At 55.9% G+C, this 17,500-nt stretch carries 10 protein-coding genes, 8 tRNA genes and 1 pseudogene (1 of these 19 cut by a window edge); all 19 read left to right on the top strand.

Annotation, left to right across the window (positions count from 1 at the left end):
- Nucleotides 1–70: transfer RNA gene (locus B7E11_RS01925), tRNA-Glu, on the top strand (it extends 5 nt beyond the left edge of the window).
- Between the two features lie 7 nt (nucleotides 71–77).
- Nucleotides 78–153: transfer RNA gene (locus B7E11_RS01920), tRNA-Val, on the top strand.
- A 9-nt stretch (nucleotides 154–162) separates the two neighbouring features.
- Nucleotides 163–237 (top strand) — tRNA-Gln (locus B7E11_RS01915).
- A 50-nt stretch (nucleotides 238–287) separates the two neighbouring features.
- Nucleotides 288–370 (top strand) — tRNA-Leu (locus B7E11_RS01910).
- 8 nt (nucleotides 371–378) lie between these two features.
- A tRNA-Gly gene (locus B7E11_RS01905) sits at nucleotides 379–453 on the top strand.
- An 8-nt stretch (nucleotides 454–461) separates the two neighbouring features.
- Nucleotides 462–538: transfer RNA gene (locus B7E11_RS01900), tRNA-Arg, on the top strand.
- Nucleotides 539–556: 18 nt separating this feature from the next.
- Nucleotides 557–633: transfer RNA gene (locus tag B7E11_RS01895), tRNA-Pro, on the top strand.
- Nucleotides 634–649: 16 nt separating this feature from the next.
- Nucleotides 650–723 (top strand) — tRNA-Gly (locus tag B7E11_RS01890).
- Between the two features lie 527 nt (nucleotides 724–1,250).
- On the top strand, nucleotides 1,251–3,545 hold the full coding sequence (locus B7E11_RS01885) for a glycosyl hydrolase family 28-related protein (RefSeq protein WP_080831950.1): 2,295 nt from the start codon (nucleotides 1,251–1,253) through the stop codon (nucleotides 3,543–3,545).
- A gap of 256 nt (nucleotides 3,546–3,801) precedes the next feature.
- Entirely contained in the window at nucleotides 3,802–6,594 is a 2,793-nt protein-coding gene (ppc, locus tag B7E11_RS01880; RefSeq protein WP_080831949.1) for a phosphoenolpyruvate carboxylase, read from the top strand.
- Nucleotides 6,595–6,831: 237 nt separating this feature from the next.
- Nucleotides 6,832–7,389, top strand: coding sequence for an RNA polymerase sigma factor SigW (sigW, locus tag B7E11_RS01875; protein ID WP_420830673.1), 558 nt, complete (start codon nucleotides 6,832–6,834; stop codon nucleotides 7,387–7,389).
- A 96-nt stretch (nucleotides 7,390–7,485) separates the two neighbouring features.
- Nucleotides 7,486–7,593 (top strand): annotated as a pseudogene (locus B7E11_RS30545) (anti-sigma factor family protein); the annotation flags it as partial.
- Between the two features lie 84 nt (nucleotides 7,594–7,677).
- Entirely contained in the window at nucleotides 7,678–8,106 is a 429-nt protein-coding gene (locus tag B7E11_RS01870; RefSeq protein WP_240353137.1) for a polymer-forming cytoskeletal protein, read from the top strand.
- 294 nt (nucleotides 8,107–8,400) lie between these two features.
- The gene (gene cdaA, locus B7E11_RS01865) at nucleotides 8,401–9,237 is read left to right on the top strand and encodes a diadenylate cyclase CdaA (protein WP_080831946.1); all 837 of its coding nucleotides are present in this window, start codon (nucleotides 8,401–8,403) and stop codon (nucleotides 9,235–9,237) included.
- On the top strand, nucleotides 9,230–10,708 hold the full coding sequence (locus B7E11_RS01860) for a CdaR family protein (protein ID WP_080831945.1): 1,479 nt from the start codon (nucleotides 9,230–9,232) through the stop codon (nucleotides 10,706–10,708). Before cdaA ends, B7E11_RS01860 begins: the two co-directional genes overlap by 8 nt.
- A gap of 26 nt (nucleotides 10,709–10,734) precedes the next feature.
- Complete coding sequence (glmM, locus tag B7E11_RS01855; protein WP_080831944.1) at nucleotides 10,735–12,075, top strand: phosphoglucosamine mutase; 1,341 nt, start codon at nucleotides 10,735–10,737, stop codon at nucleotides 12,073–12,075.
- 1,308 nt (nucleotides 12,076–13,383) lie between these two features.
- On the top strand, nucleotides 13,384–15,216 hold the full coding sequence (gene glmS, locus B7E11_RS01850; protein WP_080832031.1) for a glutamine--fructose-6-phosphate transaminase (isomerizing): 1,833 nt from the start codon (nucleotides 13,384–13,386) through the stop codon (nucleotides 15,214–15,216).
- Between the two features lie 314 nt (nucleotides 15,217–15,530).
- On the top strand, nucleotides 15,531–16,751 hold the full coding sequence (locus B7E11_RS01845) for an IS110 family RNA-guided transposase (protein WP_080831943.1): 1,221 nt from the start codon (nucleotides 15,531–15,533) through the stop codon (nucleotides 16,749–16,751).
- Between the two features lie 263 nt (nucleotides 16,752–17,014).
- Nucleotides 17,015–17,353 (top strand): helix-turn-helix domain-containing protein, encoded by a 339-nt coding sequence (locus B7E11_RS30840; RefSeq protein ID WP_080831942.1) that lies wholly within the window; start codon nucleotides 17,015–17,017, stop codon nucleotides 17,351–17,353.
- Nucleotides 17,354–17,500: the final 147 nt, after the last annotated feature.

Genomic DNA, 17,500 nt, shown 5'->3' with positions numbered 1-17,500 from the left:
GTTGGTCAAGGGGTTAAGACACCTCCCTTTCACGGAGGTAACAGGGGTTCGAATCCCCTACGGGTCACCAAGATTTTGGAGGCTTAGCTCAGCTGGGAGAGCATCTGCCTTACAAGCAGAGGGTCGGGGGTTCGATCCCCTCAGCCTCCACCATCTTATCGCTGGGGATTAGCCAAGCGGTAAGGCAACGGACTTTGACTCCGTCATTCCTAGGTTCGAATCCTAGATCCCCAGCCAATCTTTCGAGTTTATTGCTCGATTGGCTTAGCGAAAAGAGAATTGCCCATGCGCGTGTGGCGGAATTGGCAGACGCACCAGACTTAGGATCTGGCGGGCAACCGTGGGGGTTCAAGTCCCTCCACGCGCACCATCCGGCGTGCGGAAATAGCTCAGTGGTAGAGCATCTCGTTGCCAACGAGAAGGTCGCGGGTTCGAATCCCGTTTTCCGCTCCATCTTGAATGCGCCCTTAGCTCAGCTGGATAGAGCGTTAGACTACGAATCTAAAGGCCGGGAGTTCGAATCTCTCAGGGCGCGCCATTCAAATTTCGCACGTATCGGGACGTAGCTCAGCTTGGTAGAGCACCTGGTTTGGGACCAGGGGGTCGCATGTTCGAATCGTGTCGTCCCGACCACTTAACTGGATAGCATGCGGGTGTAGTTCAATGGTAGAACTTTAGCCTTCCAAGCTAATAGCGTGGGTTCGATTCCCATCACCCGCTCCATTCAAAAATGACCGAAAGCCTTGCGATGCAAGGCTTTTTTGATTTATTCGCTGTGCGAAAACGCCCGGGCAAACAACTGGGCAAAGCCGCGCCGCTCGGGAAGCGAGGAACTTTATTCTATCCACTCCGGAAATCGGCTCGTTCCTCGCACGCATGCCGCCGATCCAATTGAGTCGTGGTGACTCATCTCAACCCTCCGAATGCTTACAGCCGCACGCATTTGAGTAAAAATGAATCATCTCACCTCCTCCGCAAGCACGCCGCCGATCCAGATGAGTCATAGTGACCCCAAACCTGCCATTGGGCATGCTAGCGGCAGTCGTTAGCGATGGCAGTCGCGTTGACGCCGTTTGCAGCGCAGCCATCTTTCAAGGGGGGACCGCCTCCGATGACGTTTCGTTTGATTTCGGATTAATTCCTCGCCCCCGCGAACATAATGATTGGAGCCTCTGCCGTTCAAACCCGATAAGGCGGGGAAAGTTCCGCGATTAACGGTATGCCTGAATGATGTTGAAGGTGGTGAGGCTATGGAAGAGATGCCGGAAAAAACGCCTGCGCAACTATCCAATGCCCGAATCAACGAGGAAAACTGGAGCGGCGTCGCTCTTAATGTAAAAGCATATGGAGCGGTGGGAGACGGGGTTACGGACGATTCCGACGCGATTTTGCAGGCGCTGCTCGATGTGCCCGATACGGGTGGAACCGTCTTTTTCCCTGCCGGGGTTTATATCGCTTCCAAAACATTATGGATGAAAAGCCGAACGACCGTATTGGGGTATGGCGGCCGTTCCAGGGTAGCGGTTATAAAGCGTGCCGACGGCATGTACGACGATTTGTTTTGCGCGGGCGTTTATACGGGCGTTCGGGATAAGACTCGTTCCGGTTCTGCGGATTGGGCGGGAGGCCAGCCGTATACCAAGAATAACCCCGGGTTCGGCATCAGCTTTCAAGGCATTTACATTGACGGAAACAACGCGAATGCAGGCCAAAACCCCAAAGTGCCCGGCAACCTCAATAGCTATCGGGGCAGCAACATTTGGCTTCAATATGTTGACGGCATCCACATCGAGGATATCTGGAGCGATTACGCCCCTAACGACGGCGCCTTTGTTTCGGGCAGGCACATCACGATCTCGAATTCCCTTTTTTCCAACACGAAAATCATAAACAAAACCCCGGGATCGGCTCCGACGAACAACGGAATCACGATAGCGGGTACAATGGCCGGAATTGACGGCGACGTAAACGACATGATCACGGTCACCAACGTTCAGGCTTTCAATAATGACGATTTGGGCGTTGCCATACAAGCGCGGCAGATGGATAACGCCAATGCGTACCATGGGGGGACGGTCGTTTGCAGCAATGTCGTGACCAAAGGAAACCGGACTTACGGGCTGGCGATCGAGGCCGGCCAAGCCGCGCAAAACGTCGCGAACACGCGGCCGATGAAAAAAGTCGTTCTGAACAACATTATTTCCGATAACGACGCTGTGGGCCGTTTGTATAGCATCGGAATCCGATACGATATCGAAGACTTGATCGTAAGCAACGTTATTATAAACAATGCCAATAATGGCGGGCTTGTCATTAACGGACACAATCGCATCAAGGTCGATAATGTCCACATTCGGAATTATGCCTTGAATCCCGAGCCGGAGGGATTGACGACCGTTCGGGGCATGCATATCTATTGCGACGAAATTTTTCCTTCCATCGACCGGATATCCGTTAAAAACGTACTGATCACCGGGGGCAGCGGACGAACCATCAATACGGAGGGAATCAATGTATCCGCCAAAGTCCTCAATATTGAACTGGAAAACGTTGAGGTCGCGGGAACGACATGGATTTCCGAACGCGGCGTCGGTATTTCGATCGGCGCTCAAAACGTCGTGATGACGAACTGCAGAGCTTCGCTTTGCGGAGACGACGGAATCAAACTCAATCAAACCGTAAAGCATTTTAGGCTGACGAATTGCGAAGCTTTTAACAACGGGCAAAATCCGGGAGCGCCTTCGAGGCGGGGGATTAATATCCTTAGCGGAGATGGGACGATCCCGCTCCGGGTAGGGGATTTGACTCATTGCTGGGCCTATGACGACCAGGCGGCGCCGACGCAATACGAAGGAATCAAAATTCCCGGCGCCTCGGATTCCGATGCTTTCCGCATCGCATTTTGCCGCGCGTTCGGGAATGCGCACGAAGATTTCGCGGGTTATGCGGCCGGCAGCAAGCATTCCGTTTGGGGGAATCTTTGGGGGGCCCAGGACGCCGATAACGCTTTTAAATTGGAGGGCAAGGCGGGAGCGTGGAACCAGAATCTGCTCTCCATCGGTCCGTATCATCTGTTTATCGACAACGGAGGCGGCGCCTATGCCAAGTTCCGGATCATGCACGGCAAACCGAAAAGTCCGGATGACGGCTTTCTTCTGCCGCACGTCTCGTTCGGCACGGCCATTCCGGCGTTCTCTCCGTCTTATGCGGGGCAAAAGCACATCGACCGGGCCAACGGCCGGGTATTCGAAGCCGTCGGCGAATCGAGCGCGTCGGATTTCCGCCAAATGGCGCAGACCGGACATCACAAAGCGATCATCCCTCCCGTTATTTTCGGACCGAGCGGCGGTACTTACACAAACAACAACGCTTACCCCATCGATGTGGTGTTTACCGGCGGAAACGTGACCGATCTGGAAATATCGCGAGACGCCGCGAATTTTTACAGTCTTGGCATCACTTCCGGGCCGGTCAGGCTTTCGCCCGGGGACAGAGTGAGGGTAACGCACACGGCGGCGCCCATGCATATGGTTATTCCGCGATAAAATCGGCCGGGGAGTCCCCAACCGGAATCGCGCAAGAGCGAAGAAGAAACCGCGCTTCCCCCGCATCGATTCGACCGGACAATGGCGAATTGCGAGCCCTTTCAAGCCCCCGCATATGCGGCGATCGCTTGGGAGGGCTCGCTTGGTTTGTCGTAAAATAAAGGGAAAGGAAAAGAAAAGGGAGATTTTCGGGGGGCTTTGTAGTATGATAAATAGAAGAGTTTTAAGCTGAAACGTTAGGTCTGAGGTGAAAAGAATGTCTGAACTAGCTATGTCCAACCGTCCTTCCTCCAACCATCTGCTGCGTCGGGATGTTCGTTTTCTCGGGAACATTCTCGGCGAAGTGCTGGTGCATCAGGGAGGCCGGGAACTGCTTGACCATGTCGAAAAAATTCGCGAAACGAGCAAGGCGCTGCGCGCCGATTTCGTTCCGGAATTATACGAGGAATTCACCAATACCGTCAATGGCTTGAGTCCGGAGGTGCGTCACCAGGTCATCCGGGCTTTCGCCATTTATTTTCAACTCGTCAACATTGCCGAGCAAAATCACCGCATCCGCCGCAAACGCGATTACGAGCGTTCCGCCGGCGAGGAAGTTCAGCGGGGATCGATCGAAAGCGCCGTGCAAGAGCTGAAAAACCGCAACCTGCCGGTGGAGGAAGTCCAGGATCTGCTCGAGAACATTTCCCTTGAGCTGGTTATGACCGCCCACCCGACGGAAGCGATGCGGCGCGCCGTCCTGGATATTCACAAGCGAATCGCCGAAGAGATGATGGAGCTTGACAACCCGACGCTGACGCTGCGCGAGCGGGAGAAGCTCCGGGACAAGCTGCTCAACGAGGTGCTGACGCTGTGGCAGACGGACGAGCTGCGCGACCGGAAGCCGACCGTTATCGACGAAGTGCGGAACGGCATGTACTTTTTCAACGAAACGCTGTTCGACGCTCTGCCGGACGTCTATGAGGAACTGGAGCGCTGCCTGGACAAATATTATCCGGAGCGGGCTTGGCACGTGCCGACCTATTTGCGCTTCGGCTCGTGGATCGGCGGCGACCGCGACGGCAATCCGTCCGTAACCGCATCGGTCACCTGGCGCACGCTCAATATTCAGCGGGGACTCGTCATTCACAAATACGAGGCGCTGCTGCGGTCGCTCATGCGGAAGATGAGCTTCAGCACGACGATCGTTCAGGTGACCGACGAGCTGCTGCAATCGATCGACCAGGACCGCTCGCAAGTCGAGCTCCGTTCGGTCGAGCCGTGGACGAACGACAAGGAACCTTACCGCGTCAAGCTTACCTATATGATTCAAAAGCTGCAAAACATGCGCGAAGACAAGCTGAAGGGCACGCCGCAGCGTTATCATGCGGTTTCCGAATTTATCGCCGAGCTGCAGCTGATCGACCGCAGCTTGCGCCATCATTTTGCCCATTTTGTCGCCGACACGCATTTGAAGAAGCTGATCCGCCAGGTCGAGCTGTTCGGCTTCCACCTCGCGAAGCTGGACGTTCGCCAGCACAGCAAAGAGCACGAGAACGCCATGACGGAAGTGCTCGCCAAAGCGGGCGTAACGCCAAATTACGCCGAGCTGTCCGAAGAGGACAAAATTTCGCTGCTGCACGGCCTGCTGTCGGATTCCCGTCCGCTCCTGCACGAGAATGCGAGCCTCTCGGACGGCACGAAGGAGTGCCTCGACGTTTTCCGCACGATTTACCGGGCGCAAGAGGAATTCGGCGCGAACTGCATCGGCAGCTACCTGATCAGCATGACGCAAGGCGCCAGCGACATGCTGGAAGTGATGGTATTCGCCAAGGAAGCGGGCCTGTTCCGCTGGTCGACGAACGGAACGGTCGCCAGCACGCTGCAATCGGTGCCGCTGTTTGAAACGATCGACGACCTTCACGCGGCTCCGGCCATCATGAAGACGCTGTTCGAGTTGCCCGTATACCGCAAGACGGTCGAAGCGATGGGCAACCTGCATGAGATCATGCTCGGATACTCCGACAGCAACAAGGACGGCGGCATGGTAACGGCCAACTGGGAGCTGCGGGTCGCGCTGAACGAATTGACCGCGATGGCCAAGGAATACGACGTCAAGCTGAAGTTTTTCCACGGCCGGGGCGGAGCGCTCGGACGCGGCGGCATGCCGCTGAACCGCTCCATTCTCGCGCAGCCGCCGCATACGATCGGCGGCGGCATCAAGATCACCGAGCAGGGCGAAGTGCTCAGCTCCCGCTACTCGATGCAGGGCATCGCGTACCGGAGCCTGGAGCAGGCGACGAGCGCTCTCGTGAAGGCCGCGTTCCTGGCAAGGCACCCGCTTGGGCAGCACGAGGCCGAGAAGGAATGGGAACAAATTTTGATCGGCATTTCCGAAACGGCCCAGACCAAGTACCAGGATTTGATTTTCCGCGATCCGGACTTCATGACGTTTTTCAAGGAATCGACGCCGCTGCCGGAAATCGGGGAACTGAACATCGGTTCCCGCCCATCCAAACGCAAAAACAGCGAGCGCTTCGAAGACTTGCGAGCGATCCCCTGGGTGTTCGCCTGGACGCAAAGCCGCTATTTGCTGCCTGCCTGGTATGCGGCCGGCACGGCTTTCGAACATTATATCGGCGGCGACGAAAGCAAGCTGGAGAAGCTGCGCGCGATGTACCGGGAATATTCGTTCTTCGGCTCGCTCGTGGACAATCTCCAGATGGCAATGGCCAAAGCCGACCTGCTCATCGCCCGCAAATACGCGGGAATGATCAAGGACGAAAACATCGGCTCGCGCATTTTCGCGTTGATCGAAGACGAATATAACCGTACGAAGCGGATGATTTTGGCCATTACCGGCCAGGAGGACATTCTGGACAACGTTCCCGTCATTCAGGAATCGATCCGGCTTCGCAATCCTTACGTCGATCCCCTCAGCTACCTCCAAGTGCAGTTGCTGACGGAGCTTCGCGACTTGCGTTCCTCCGGCCAGGACGACGGCGAGCTGCTGCGCGAAGTGCTGCTGACCATTAACGGCATCGCGGCCGGCATGCGCAATACGGGCTGATGCGTCAGGCGACTCTTACGCCGAACTTTGCATAGGCTGGCGAAGCAGGCCCGGGGGAATCCCGGACCTGCTTTGCCGCATCTAGGAGTTGTCCGAAGGCGGACTTTTCGCGGACCGGCTCCCGAAACGGATGTTGATTTTTTCCATCGTATCCATTACGATTTTGCTTGAATTCGGCTGCTTGCTGCCTGGAGGCCGTCCAGATCGGAACGAATCGGAGGACTGACGGTGAAGCCAATCGAAACGCGACTTGCCCGGCTTGCCCGCAAAGGGGATCAACGGGCGTTCGCGGAAATTGTAGATTTGTACAAAGATAAATTGTTCCACCTCGCGAAACGGATGATGAACAACCGCCAGGAGGCGGAGGACGTCGTTCAGGAGACGTTTTTGCGGGTATACAAGCATCTGGATCGATACGACGAGAACCAGAAGTTTTCGACGTGGATTTACCGGATCGCGACCAATTTATGCATCGACCGGCTCCGCAAGCGCCGTCCGGTCTACTCCCTCGACGCGGAATCGTCCGACCACGAGGGGTTGGACGGGTACGCGATGCTCCCGAGCGACGACCGGACGCCGGAGAGCGAACTGCTGCTGTCGGAAACGCAGCGGATCATTCATGAAACGATGGACACGCTTCCCGTCAAATACAAATCGGTGATGGTGCTGCGCTATTTGCAGGATTTGTCGCTGCAGGAGATTTCCGACGTGCTCGATATGCCCGTGACGACGGTCAAAACGCGGGTCCATCGGGGCCGCGAATATTTGCGGAAAAAGCTGGAGCCCAAATTGTAAAGTTATTTTTGACAAAAATGAAACCGGCCGGCAAAGCCGACGTACAAATAAGGGAGAAGCAACTTCACGGAGATCGATCTCCGGATGTAGAAAGGGATGGCTCATATGAAGTGCAGCGATGCCGTCGCATATATGCACGAGTACTTGGACGGGGACCTTCCCGCCGAGCAAAGGCACCAGCTAAAACTTCACTTGTCCGGTTGCTCCGCATGCGCACAGCGTTTTCAATCCATGCAGCATACCGATGCGCTTCTCCGGTCAATGCCCGAGGAAGCCGTTTCAAGAGATTTGGCATATCGAATCATGAAGTCTCTCCCCAAGAAGCGAAGCTCGATCGCATGGACGACATGGGTTCGCCGGCATCCGGCGCTATCCGCGGCGGCCATGTTTTTACTGATAATGGTATCCAGCCTTTCGGCTTTATGGAATCAAGGCCAGCAGCTGGCGCTGCGGGGAGACGATCTGGAGCATGTCATCGTCGAGGGGAATACGGTCATCGTGCCCGAAGGCCAGACCGTGTCCGGAGATCTCGTCATCGAGAACGGAGAATTGCAAGTGCTTGGCGAGGTTACCGGCAACTTGACCGTCATCGACGGGAATGTCACCCTGGCTTCGACCGCCCACATCGCGGGCAAGGTCAAAGAGATCGACCGGGCGATGGATTGGGCTTGGTACAAGCTTACCTCGTGGTTCGATACGCTGGCTTACGGATCGTAACGGCATATGGATAACCGGTAAAGGCTGTCCTGCGAAAATCGCGTTAATGTATACCGAGGTCTCAACCTGCACGAATGCCCGGCGTGTTGCGGGCGTTATGCAGGTTAACGCGATTTTAGGCCCCGGCGATCGGCCAACGGACGTCCGGACAGGTTCTCCCCTGGGACTTGGGGAGGTTTTTTTGTTGGATTAAAGGATTTCGCGGCAGGAGTAGAGAACTGTATATAGATATAAACTAAGCGTATTCTGACAAGAATCGGGAAACCGATCGAGGCGCCGATTGGGGGGTGCGTCTTGGATTACTTTCGCACGCTGACATGGTATGGCGCTCTTAAGGACATCGCCGATATCCTGATCGTCAGTTACTTGTTTTATAAAATGATTCAACTGGTCCGCGGCACGCGCGCGGTTCAATTGCTGAAGGGCATCGTTTTGCTCATCGCCACCTGGGCGGTCAGCACATGGCTTAACTTGTACACGCTCAAGTGGCTCATGAACCAGTTGTTTACGCTCGGCGTCGTGACGATCATGATTATCTTCCAGCCGGAGCTGCGGAGGGCGCTCGAACAGCTTGGGCGAGGCCAGCTTTTTACCCGCACGTCGGCAGCCGACCAGGATGTCAGCCATCAGATCAACGAAGTGATCAAAGCCGTCAATTACATGTCCCGGCGCAAAATCGGAGCCTTGATCGTCTTCGAACGCGCGACGGGACTGAACGAATATATCGAATCCGGCATCAAGATGGAATCGATCATCAGCTCGGAGCTGTTGATCAACGTGTTTGTTCCGAATACGCCGCTGCACGACGGGGCCGTCATTTTGCGGAACACGCAAATTATGGCCGCGGGGTGTTATTTGCCGTTATCGGAAAACCCGTTTATCAGCAAAGAGCTGGGAACGCGCCACCGGGCGGGGATCGGCATCAGCGAAGTCGGCGACGCCATATCGGTCATCGTTTCCGAGGAGACGGGACAGGTTTCCCTTGCGATCAACGGCCAAGTGGTGCGCGATATCAAGGAAGAGTCCTTGATCTCCAAGCTTTTCGACGAGCTTCGCCCGCGGGCCGGGGGTTCCGAGAAAAGGCGCAAATTGGCGTTCTGGAGACGGAAGGAAGGTGACGGCCATGGATAAATGGTTAAGCCATCCGACCGTCATGAAGCTGGTTGCGCTTGCGCTCGGCATTCTGATGTGGGCCGTCGTGCATTTCGATCCGGAGTCCAGCACGCCGACTTCGACGACAAGCCAGTTGCAGACGAAGACGATCAACGAAGTGAAAGTCCAATATTACGGCTTGGACGAGCGAAATCTCGTGCTGCAAAGCATGGAGCCGGAAACGGTCAAACTGGTCGTCCGGGGCACGAGGGCGGATCTGCTCAAGCTCGGGGCCGACGACTACAAAGTCCAGGTCGATTTGAGCACGGTAACGGCCGGAGAGCATACGTTGAATTTGTGGGCAAATTTACCGCGCGGAATCGATGTCGTTTCGTTGACTCCCTATTCCGTAACGGTTAATGTAGAAGAGTTGCAAACGAAGGAATTCGAGGCGGAGCTCAGCGTGACCGGCACCCCTGCTCAAGGGTACAAAGCGGGGACGCCGATCCTAAGCCCGACCAATCGGGTTCACGTGACCCTGCCCGAAAGCCAGATGGCGAGAGCGGAAAGGGTCGGAGCCTCGATTTCCGTAGACGGGCAAAGCAAAACGATCAAAAATAAAAGCATCAAGCTGCTCGTTTACGACAGCGAAGGCAACGAAATCGAAGGAGCGGTCATCGATCCCGCCGTTCTGGAGGTGGAAGTGCCGATCACCAATCCGTTCAAGACGGTTCCGCTTCAATTCAAGCTTGTCGGATCTTTGCCGTCGGGACTCAGCATCTCCAGCTTCAAGCCGCAGGTCGAGCAGGCGACGATTTACGGACCTCAGGCGGATCTGGACAAAATCGAGTTCATCGAGGCGGACGTCCGGCTTAACGAACTGACGAAATCCGGGGACGTTACGATCGAGCTGACGACGCCCGAGAACGTTACGACGATTTCGCCTGCGGAAGTGACGGTAAGCGTGGAAGTCGTGCTGTCGCAAACGCGGTCGCTGCAAGGTCTTCCGGTTTCGATCGAGGGATTGGCCGAAGGGCTGGACGCCAAAATCACCGACCCGTCGACCGGCTTGGTCGATATTACGCTCAAAGGCGCCCCGGCGATGCTGGACAGCCTGCAGCCCGGCGACGTCGATGTCGTAGTCGATTTGAGCGGACGCGGGCCCGGCGTCCATATTCTCCCGCTCGTCGTCAATTCGCCGCGCTTCATCGACCAGGCCGGCGGCAACGTCGCGGTTACCGTGGAGATCACGGATCCGCAGGCGGCGTCCGCGACGCCGCTTCCGCCGGAAGTCGAGGGCGAAGGCGGAAGCGGCGGGACGAACGCCGGATCGAACGGAGAGACGGGCGGAGAAACCGGAGGCGAAACCGGGGGCGAATCCGGCGCCGGCTCCGGGAGCGTACCTGCGGACGGCGGCGCGGGAAGCGGCACGGACGAAGGAACCGACACAACAACCAGCAATGCCGAGACGCCGGCCGAGCCCGATGCGGAGCCGGCGGTCGGCCAGTAGCGAAGAAGGGGAAGGATTAGAGAGATATGGGGAAATATTTCGGTACAGACGGAGTACGCGGTGTTGCAAACGTTGAATTGACTTCGGAACTGGCCTATAAGCTCGGCCGCTGCGGCGGCGTCGTCCTGGCGGGGCGTTCGGAACGCCCGAAGGTCGTGATCGGACGCGACACCCGCGTTTCCGGACCGATGCTGGAAAGCGCGCTCGAGGCCGGCTTGCTGTCGATCGGAGCAGACGTCATCCGGATCGGCGTCGTGTCGACGCCGGCGGTCGCCTATTTGACCCGGATGTTGGGAGCCGATGCCGGCGTCATGATTTCGGCTTCGCACAATCCGGTGCAGGACAACGGGATCAAATTTTTCGGCGGGGACGGCTTCAAGCTGTTGGACGAGACCGAAGCGGAAATCGAGAAGCTGATGGATGCGGAGGAAGATACGCTTCCCCGTCCGGTCGGCGGCGGAATCGGCACGGTGACGAACGATCCGGAAGCAAAGTTTCGCTATTTGGAGTATTTGAAGACGACGGTTCGCCAATCGTTCGCGGGGCTGAAGATCGTGCTCGATTGCGCGCACGGAGCCGCTTACGAACTGGCGCCCGCCGTATTCCGCGATCTGGGCGCGGAGGTGATCGCCTACGGCGCCGAGCCGAACGGCCTGAACATTAACGACGGAGTCGGCTCCACCCATCCGGAGCTGCTGGCTTCGAAGGTGAAGGAGCACGGGGCGGATCTCGGCCTCGCGTTCGACGGGGATGCCGACCGGCTGATCGCCATTGACGAGAACGGCGAGGAGGTCGACGGCGACTTCGTTCTTTGCATTTGCGGAGACGCGATGAAGCGGGACGGGCGCCTGAAGCACGATACGATCGTCACGACGGTCATGGCGAACATCGGCTTTTTTAAAGCGACGGAAACGCTGGGCCTGAACACGGCCAAAACGGCGGTCGGAGACCGTTACGTCATGGAAGAAATGGTGCGCGGCGGCTACAACCTCGGCGGGGAGCAGTCGGGGCACGTCATTTTCCTGGATTACAATACGACGGGGGATGGCATCCTGACCGCCCTGCAGCTTGTCGATACAGTCGTCGCGTCCGGCAAAAAGCTGGGCGAACTGAAGCAAATGATGCGCAAGTACCCGCAAGTGCTCGTCAACGTTCGCGTAGCTGACAAGAGCCGGTACGCGGGCAATCGGGCGATCGAAGAAGCGGTGTCCGACGCGGAGCGGGCTCTGGGCGACAACGGCCGGGTGCTGGTGCGGCCTTCCGGAACGGAGGCGCTCATCCGCGTCATGGCCGAAGGTCCGGATCGTTCGGAAATCGAGCGCCATGTCGAAAGCATCGCCGACGTCATTCGCAAGGAGCTTGCGTAATCGGACTCGGACCGGGGGAGTCATTCCGGTCTCGGGCTCGTGCAGGGGCGGGGATATCGGGATAGGCCGGTAGCGGCCGTCATTGATCATGTTCGGTACCAGAGCCCAGTGAAGCATTGAACGCCGAATAGCGGTCAACTGCGGGTGTTCATTGGGCAATCGAAGCGTAATTTGTGAAGTAGCGGTCCCTGGCGGCCGCTATTTTTATTATTCGGGCGTATCCGGAAGCTTGGGAGAAGACGGAGGGAGACCGCTCGAGCGGAAGGGAGCCTATGTTGGATTTTGTCCAATCAAAGGAGCCGAAAACGGGGAATTCGCTGTCTTGAGTGGATTTTATTCAACGAGATGCTTGTTATTCGGACGAAAACGCTGAAAAGGCCTCGCCAGATTGGAAAAAATCCAGGAAGCCGAAACGTTTCGCGAATAAGCCGGTTTTGATTGGATAAAATCCACCCAAGCCGAAACGTTTCGCGAGAAAGCCGGATTCGATCGGATAAAATCCAGCCAAGCTTCGCCAACCCTGGCCTAACCCTGGTCGAACCCAGTGCCATCCCGCTTAATCCTGCGTATTCTGCGTCCCCAAAAGTCGAAACCCAACTATACGCCAATACGCTGCGCTTTTTTTGCGCGGATTTTGTCATTTCCCAGGAAATCGCGAATGGCGGTTGCAAGGCGAGGGAAAAACGAATATGATAGAAATTATATTATAAGACAGGAAGCGAGGGTCGGAAGAAAAAGCTCGAAAAGCGCCAGAACTTGTCGGATGCGGAGGGGCGACACGGCAATCGGATGGGAACGGAACGGAGATAGGTTCCTATCCGCACGTGAAGCGAATCGAATTCGCATGGGTGCAAGTTGACGAGGTGGAGGTGTTCGAAATATTCGGCGGGGACCTCCCGGCCCAGATCGGGGCCGACAGCCGGAAGACAAATCGCCCAGGGCGACCGGGCGGCCAATATTCCGGCACGATAACGAGAGAAAGACGGCATAAGTAGGGCGGACCGGGATCGACCGCAAACGTACGGTTGACGGGTCGCGTCTTTTCATTTGGTTCGGTGCCGCAAGGGAGCGCGTCGGACATTTTTTCAAAACGTCGACAAGGTCGGCTGCGCTTAAGGTGACGGATGATTCGGGCGAATTCGGCGAAAGCTACGTACACGAATCGTCACCCGGCAGAGAAGGCTTCGGCTTCGGATCATGAAGAAGCGGCCTTCGTTTTGCGCAGCTTTCCTTTTCCCGAATGTTTGCGGCTTGGTTTCGGTTCGTTCCGGCTTTTTGCCGATAACCGAAACGGAGGTCTGTTTGCTTATGTGCGGAATTGTAGGATATATCGGTCATCGGCAGTCTCAGCCGATTTTGCTTGAAGGTTTGAAAAAGTTGGAATATCGCGGGTACGACTCGGCGGGAATCGCCGTTTTTACCGAACAAGGCCTTGAAATCACGAAGTCGGTCGGCCGGCTGGCGAACCTGGAGGGCCGGCTTAGCGGGGACCCGCTGAAGGGTACCGTAGGAATCGGGCATACGCGCTGGGCGACGCACGGGAAGCCGTCCGACGCCAACTCCCACCCGCATACGGACAATTCGATGAAGTTTTCGGTCGTGCATAACGGCATTATCGAGAACTATCTGGAGTTGAAGGAAGAGCTGGTGCAGGCGGGCCACCGGTTCCAATCGGAAACGGACACGGAAGTCATTTCGCACCTGATCGCGGTCGAATATGAAGGCGACATCGTCAAAGCCGTGCAAAAAGCGGTGCGCAAAATGCGCGGAGCGTTCGCGCTCGGCGTGCTGACGGAGCACGAGCCGGATCGGCTCGTCGCGGTGCGCTACGCAAGTCCGCTCATTATCGGGATCGGGGAAGGCGAGAAGTTCATCGCCTCGGATATCCCGGCGATTCTCGAGCATACGCGCGATATTTATATTTTGAACGACGGCGAGATGGCCGTGCTGACGCGCGAAGGCGTCGAGCTGATGACGATCGAAGGAAACTTCATTTCCAAAGACGTGTTCCACGTCGATTGGGATTTGATGACCGCCGAGAAGGGCGGGTTCGATCACTTCATGCTCAAGGAAATTCACGAGCAGCCGAAGGCTTACAGCGACACGATGCGGGGACGCGTAAGCGAAGACGGCCGTTCGGTCGCCCTGTCGGAGCTAAGCATCACGGCGGAGCAATTGCGCAGCATCGACCGCGTCCATATCGTCGCTTGCGGCACGGCGATGCATGCCGGTCTCGTCGGCAAGACGGTCATCGAGCAGCTTGCCCGCATCCCCGTCGAGACCGACGTGGCGTCGGAGTATCGGTACCGCTCGCCGATCATCACGCCGAGGACGCTCGTCATCGTCGTCAGCCAATCGGGCGAAACGGCCGACACGCTGGCAGCGCTGCGCGAAGCGAAGCGCAACGGCGCGCGCGTGCTGGCGATTACGAATGTCGTCGGCAGCTCGGTCGCCCGCGAGGCGGACGACGTCATCATCACGCTCGCCGGCCCGGAAATCGCCGTCGCTTCGACGAAGGCGTACACGTCACAGCTGATCGCGTTTTACCTGTTCGGTTTGCATCTGGCGCAAACGCTCGGCACGCAGGACGAAGCGTACATCGCGCGCGTGCTGGCCGCCATGCAGTCGCTGCCGGAGCAGGTCGAGCGCATCCTCGCCCAAGGCGAGGTCATCAAGGAAGTCGCCGAGTCGATCGCGCACAACCGCAGCCTGTTCTTCATCGGACGCGGCCTGGATTATGCGGTCGCGATGGAAGGCTCGCTGAAGCTGAAAGAAATTTCGTACATTCACTCCGAAGCGTACGCCGCCGGCGAGCTGAAGCACGGCACGCTGGCGTTGATCGAGGAAGGCGTTCCGGTCATCGCGCTGATCACGCAAGAGGAGCTGCAGGAGAAGACGCTCAGCAACATCAAGGAAGTGAAGGCGCGCGGCGCCGACGTGCTGGGCATCGTGAACGAGGGAGCGGAGGCGGAAATCGCCAAGTCGGTCGACACCTTGTTCGCTATCCCGCGCACCTTGCCGCTGCTGACGCCTGCGCTGTCGGTCATCCCGCTGCAGCTGCTGTCGTATTACGCCTCCCTCTCGCTCGGCCACGACGTCGACAAGCCGCGGAATCTGGCGAAGAGCGTGACGGTGGAGTGAAGATGTTGGAAGGTCAGTGTTGATTGTGTTCGGTGAAAATAAAGTATTAGACTGTGAAATAAAGTATTAGACGCCCATGCCGCTAACGCGGCACCATCAGATGATGAAAATGTAGGCACGCGATATAATTTACTTATGGCTGGCGAAGGCAGGTCGGCAGTCAATGGTGCTTCGAGCCCGAGTGTTAGACTGACCCTAACGACCAGGTGCACCACAGATTGTTGCTCCAATTCGGAAGCACGCAGGATAGAATAACCATATGTGGTTGTTGCACCAGCCCCTTCAATCTTGCTGCCGTAAGGAGAGTTTTACGAATGGACGTCGTATACAGTCATGTGTGCGGACTTGACGTTCATAAAAAGAACATCGTTGCCTGCACCATCACACCTGAAGGTAAAGAGACCCGCACGTTCGGCACCATGACCGATGATTTGATCTTGCTTATGGATTGGCTCAAAACCAAGGGATGCACTCATGCCGCTATGGAAAGCACAGGACCTTACTGGAAGCCGATCTACAATCTGTTGGAGCTCGAAGAGATTGAGGCACTTGTCGTGAACGCCCAGCACATCAAGAATGTTCCGGGCCGCAAAACTGACGTCAAAGATGCGGAATGGATCGCCGGACTGCTTCGCCACGGTCTATTGAAAGGTAGTTACATCCCAAACCGCGAGCAACGAGAGCTGAGAGAATTGATCCGGTATCGTCGCAGTCTCATCGAGGAACGCGCTCGAGAAGTCAGCCGCATTCAAAAGGTGCTGGAAGGTGCAAATATAAAGCTATCCTCGGTAGCGAGCAACGTGCTCGGTAAATCGGGACGTGCGATGATCGAAGCGATGATTGCCGGCGAAACCGATCCTGAGGCTTTATCGGATCTGGCAAAACGGAAGCTGAGAAGCAAAAAAGCAGATTTGAAGCGAGCCTTGAACGGTTTAATGGGACCACATCAAAAATTGATGCTGGGCGCCCAACTTCGGCACGTCGATTATTTGGACGAAGAGATCGGTAGGTTGGATGAAGAAATCAAGAGGCGCATGCTCCCTTTTGAGGAAGACCTGGAACTGCTCGACACCATCCCAGGTGTGGCACGAAGAACGGCAGAGACCATCCTGGCCGAAATTGGTCCGAATATGGACCAGTATCCCTCAGCTGCCCACCTATGCTCTTGGGCAGGGCTGTGTCCAGGTCAGAACGAAAGCGCAGGGAAGCGAATTTCCGGGAAAACCCGTAAAGGAAATAAGAAGCTTCGAAGTACACTCGTCGAAGCCGCAAAAGCTGCGGCTAGGACAAGAGAGACTTATTTATCCAGCCAATATCATCGAATTGCGGCACGCCGGGGAGCCAATCGAGCGACGGTCGCTGTTGCTCACAGCATATTGTCCATGGCCTACTATATTCTTAAGCGAAGACAACCCTATATCGAACTTGGTCCAACCTATTATGAAGAACGCAAGCGCGACGTCATTATCAAGAACTCCCTAAAGAAGCTTGAGTCATTAGGAGTATCTGTTACAGTCAATACGGTTGCCTCTTAATTGTTGCGTTAACCGAAACCTTACGTATTACCCCTGGCCATTTTGTGTTAGCCGGAGGGTCACTTTCCTATTGCCTTCTTTAGGCGTTCTAACGAAACGATATTTTCAGGATAGACTGTGAAAATAAAGTTTTAGACTGGGTAAATAAAGTATTAGACTGCTGGGTGATTCAGCATTTACTCCGATAAAACAGACATCATGAGCATGAACCCCGTAAATGGAATATTTGCGGGGTTATTTTCTTTTGTTGGAGTTGATCCGGTTTGAATCTGGGCGAGAAAGTCAGAACTATCCGAAAATCGCATGAGTTGAACCAGAAGGAATTTGCACTGAAAATCGGCGTTTCGCAAGGAACGCTTAGTGATATTGAACGCGGGGTTTGTTTGCCATCGTGTGAAACGATCATTGCGCTTAAAAACACGTTCCAATGTGATCTTAATTGGTGTAACCGTCAAGACCCCTTGAACAATTATTGCTACACAACATTGAACAGTGCTAGCTTGCAAAAATGGTTTGGCGGTACTTCAGGCGATAACTATCTCCACTTAATTGTAAGCGTCAAACTCTCCCCACCTTCGTTCCTTGCAATAACCGTGAGATAATCCTCCTCATAGTCCAATTGGGGGAGGATTTTTTATGGCCAGAGAAGACGTACAGAAGAAATGGGAAGAACGAATTGCCGCTTTCCGTTCCAGTGGAGAAAAAGCAGCAAGATGGTGCAAAGCCAATCAGGTGGATCGTCGCGGGCT

This window comes from Cohnella massiliensis (assembly GCF_900169535.1).
Taxonomy (GTDB): domain Bacteria; phylum Bacillota; class Bacilli; order Paenibacillales; family Paenibacillaceae; genus Cohnella; species Cohnella algarum.
This window is presented reverse-complemented; position numbering and strand designations above follow the sequence as displayed.

Coding starts and splice junctions, on each gene's coding strand:
- B7E11_RS01885 (WP_080831950.1), top strand. CDS start 1,251: ATGGAAGAGATGCCGGAAAAAACGCCTGCGCAACTATCCAATGCCCGA.
- ppc (WP_080831949.1), top strand. CDS start 3,802: ATGTCTGAACTAGCTATGTCCAACCGTCCTTCCTCCAACCATCTGCTG.
- B7E11_RS01860 (WP_080831945.1), top strand. CDS start 9,230: ATGGATAAATGGTTAAGCCATCCGACCGTCATGAAGCTGGTTGCGCTT.
- glmM (WP_080831944.1), top strand. CDS start 10,735: ATGGGGAAATATTTCGGTACAGACGGAGTACGCGGTGTTGCAAACGTT.
- glmS (WP_080832031.1), top strand. CDS start 13,384: ATGTGCGGAATTGTAGGATATATCGGTCATCGGCAGTCTCAGCCGATT.
- B7E11_RS01845 (WP_080831943.1), top strand. CDS start 15,531: ATGGACGTCGTATACAGTCATGTGTGCGGACTTGACGTTCATAAAAAG.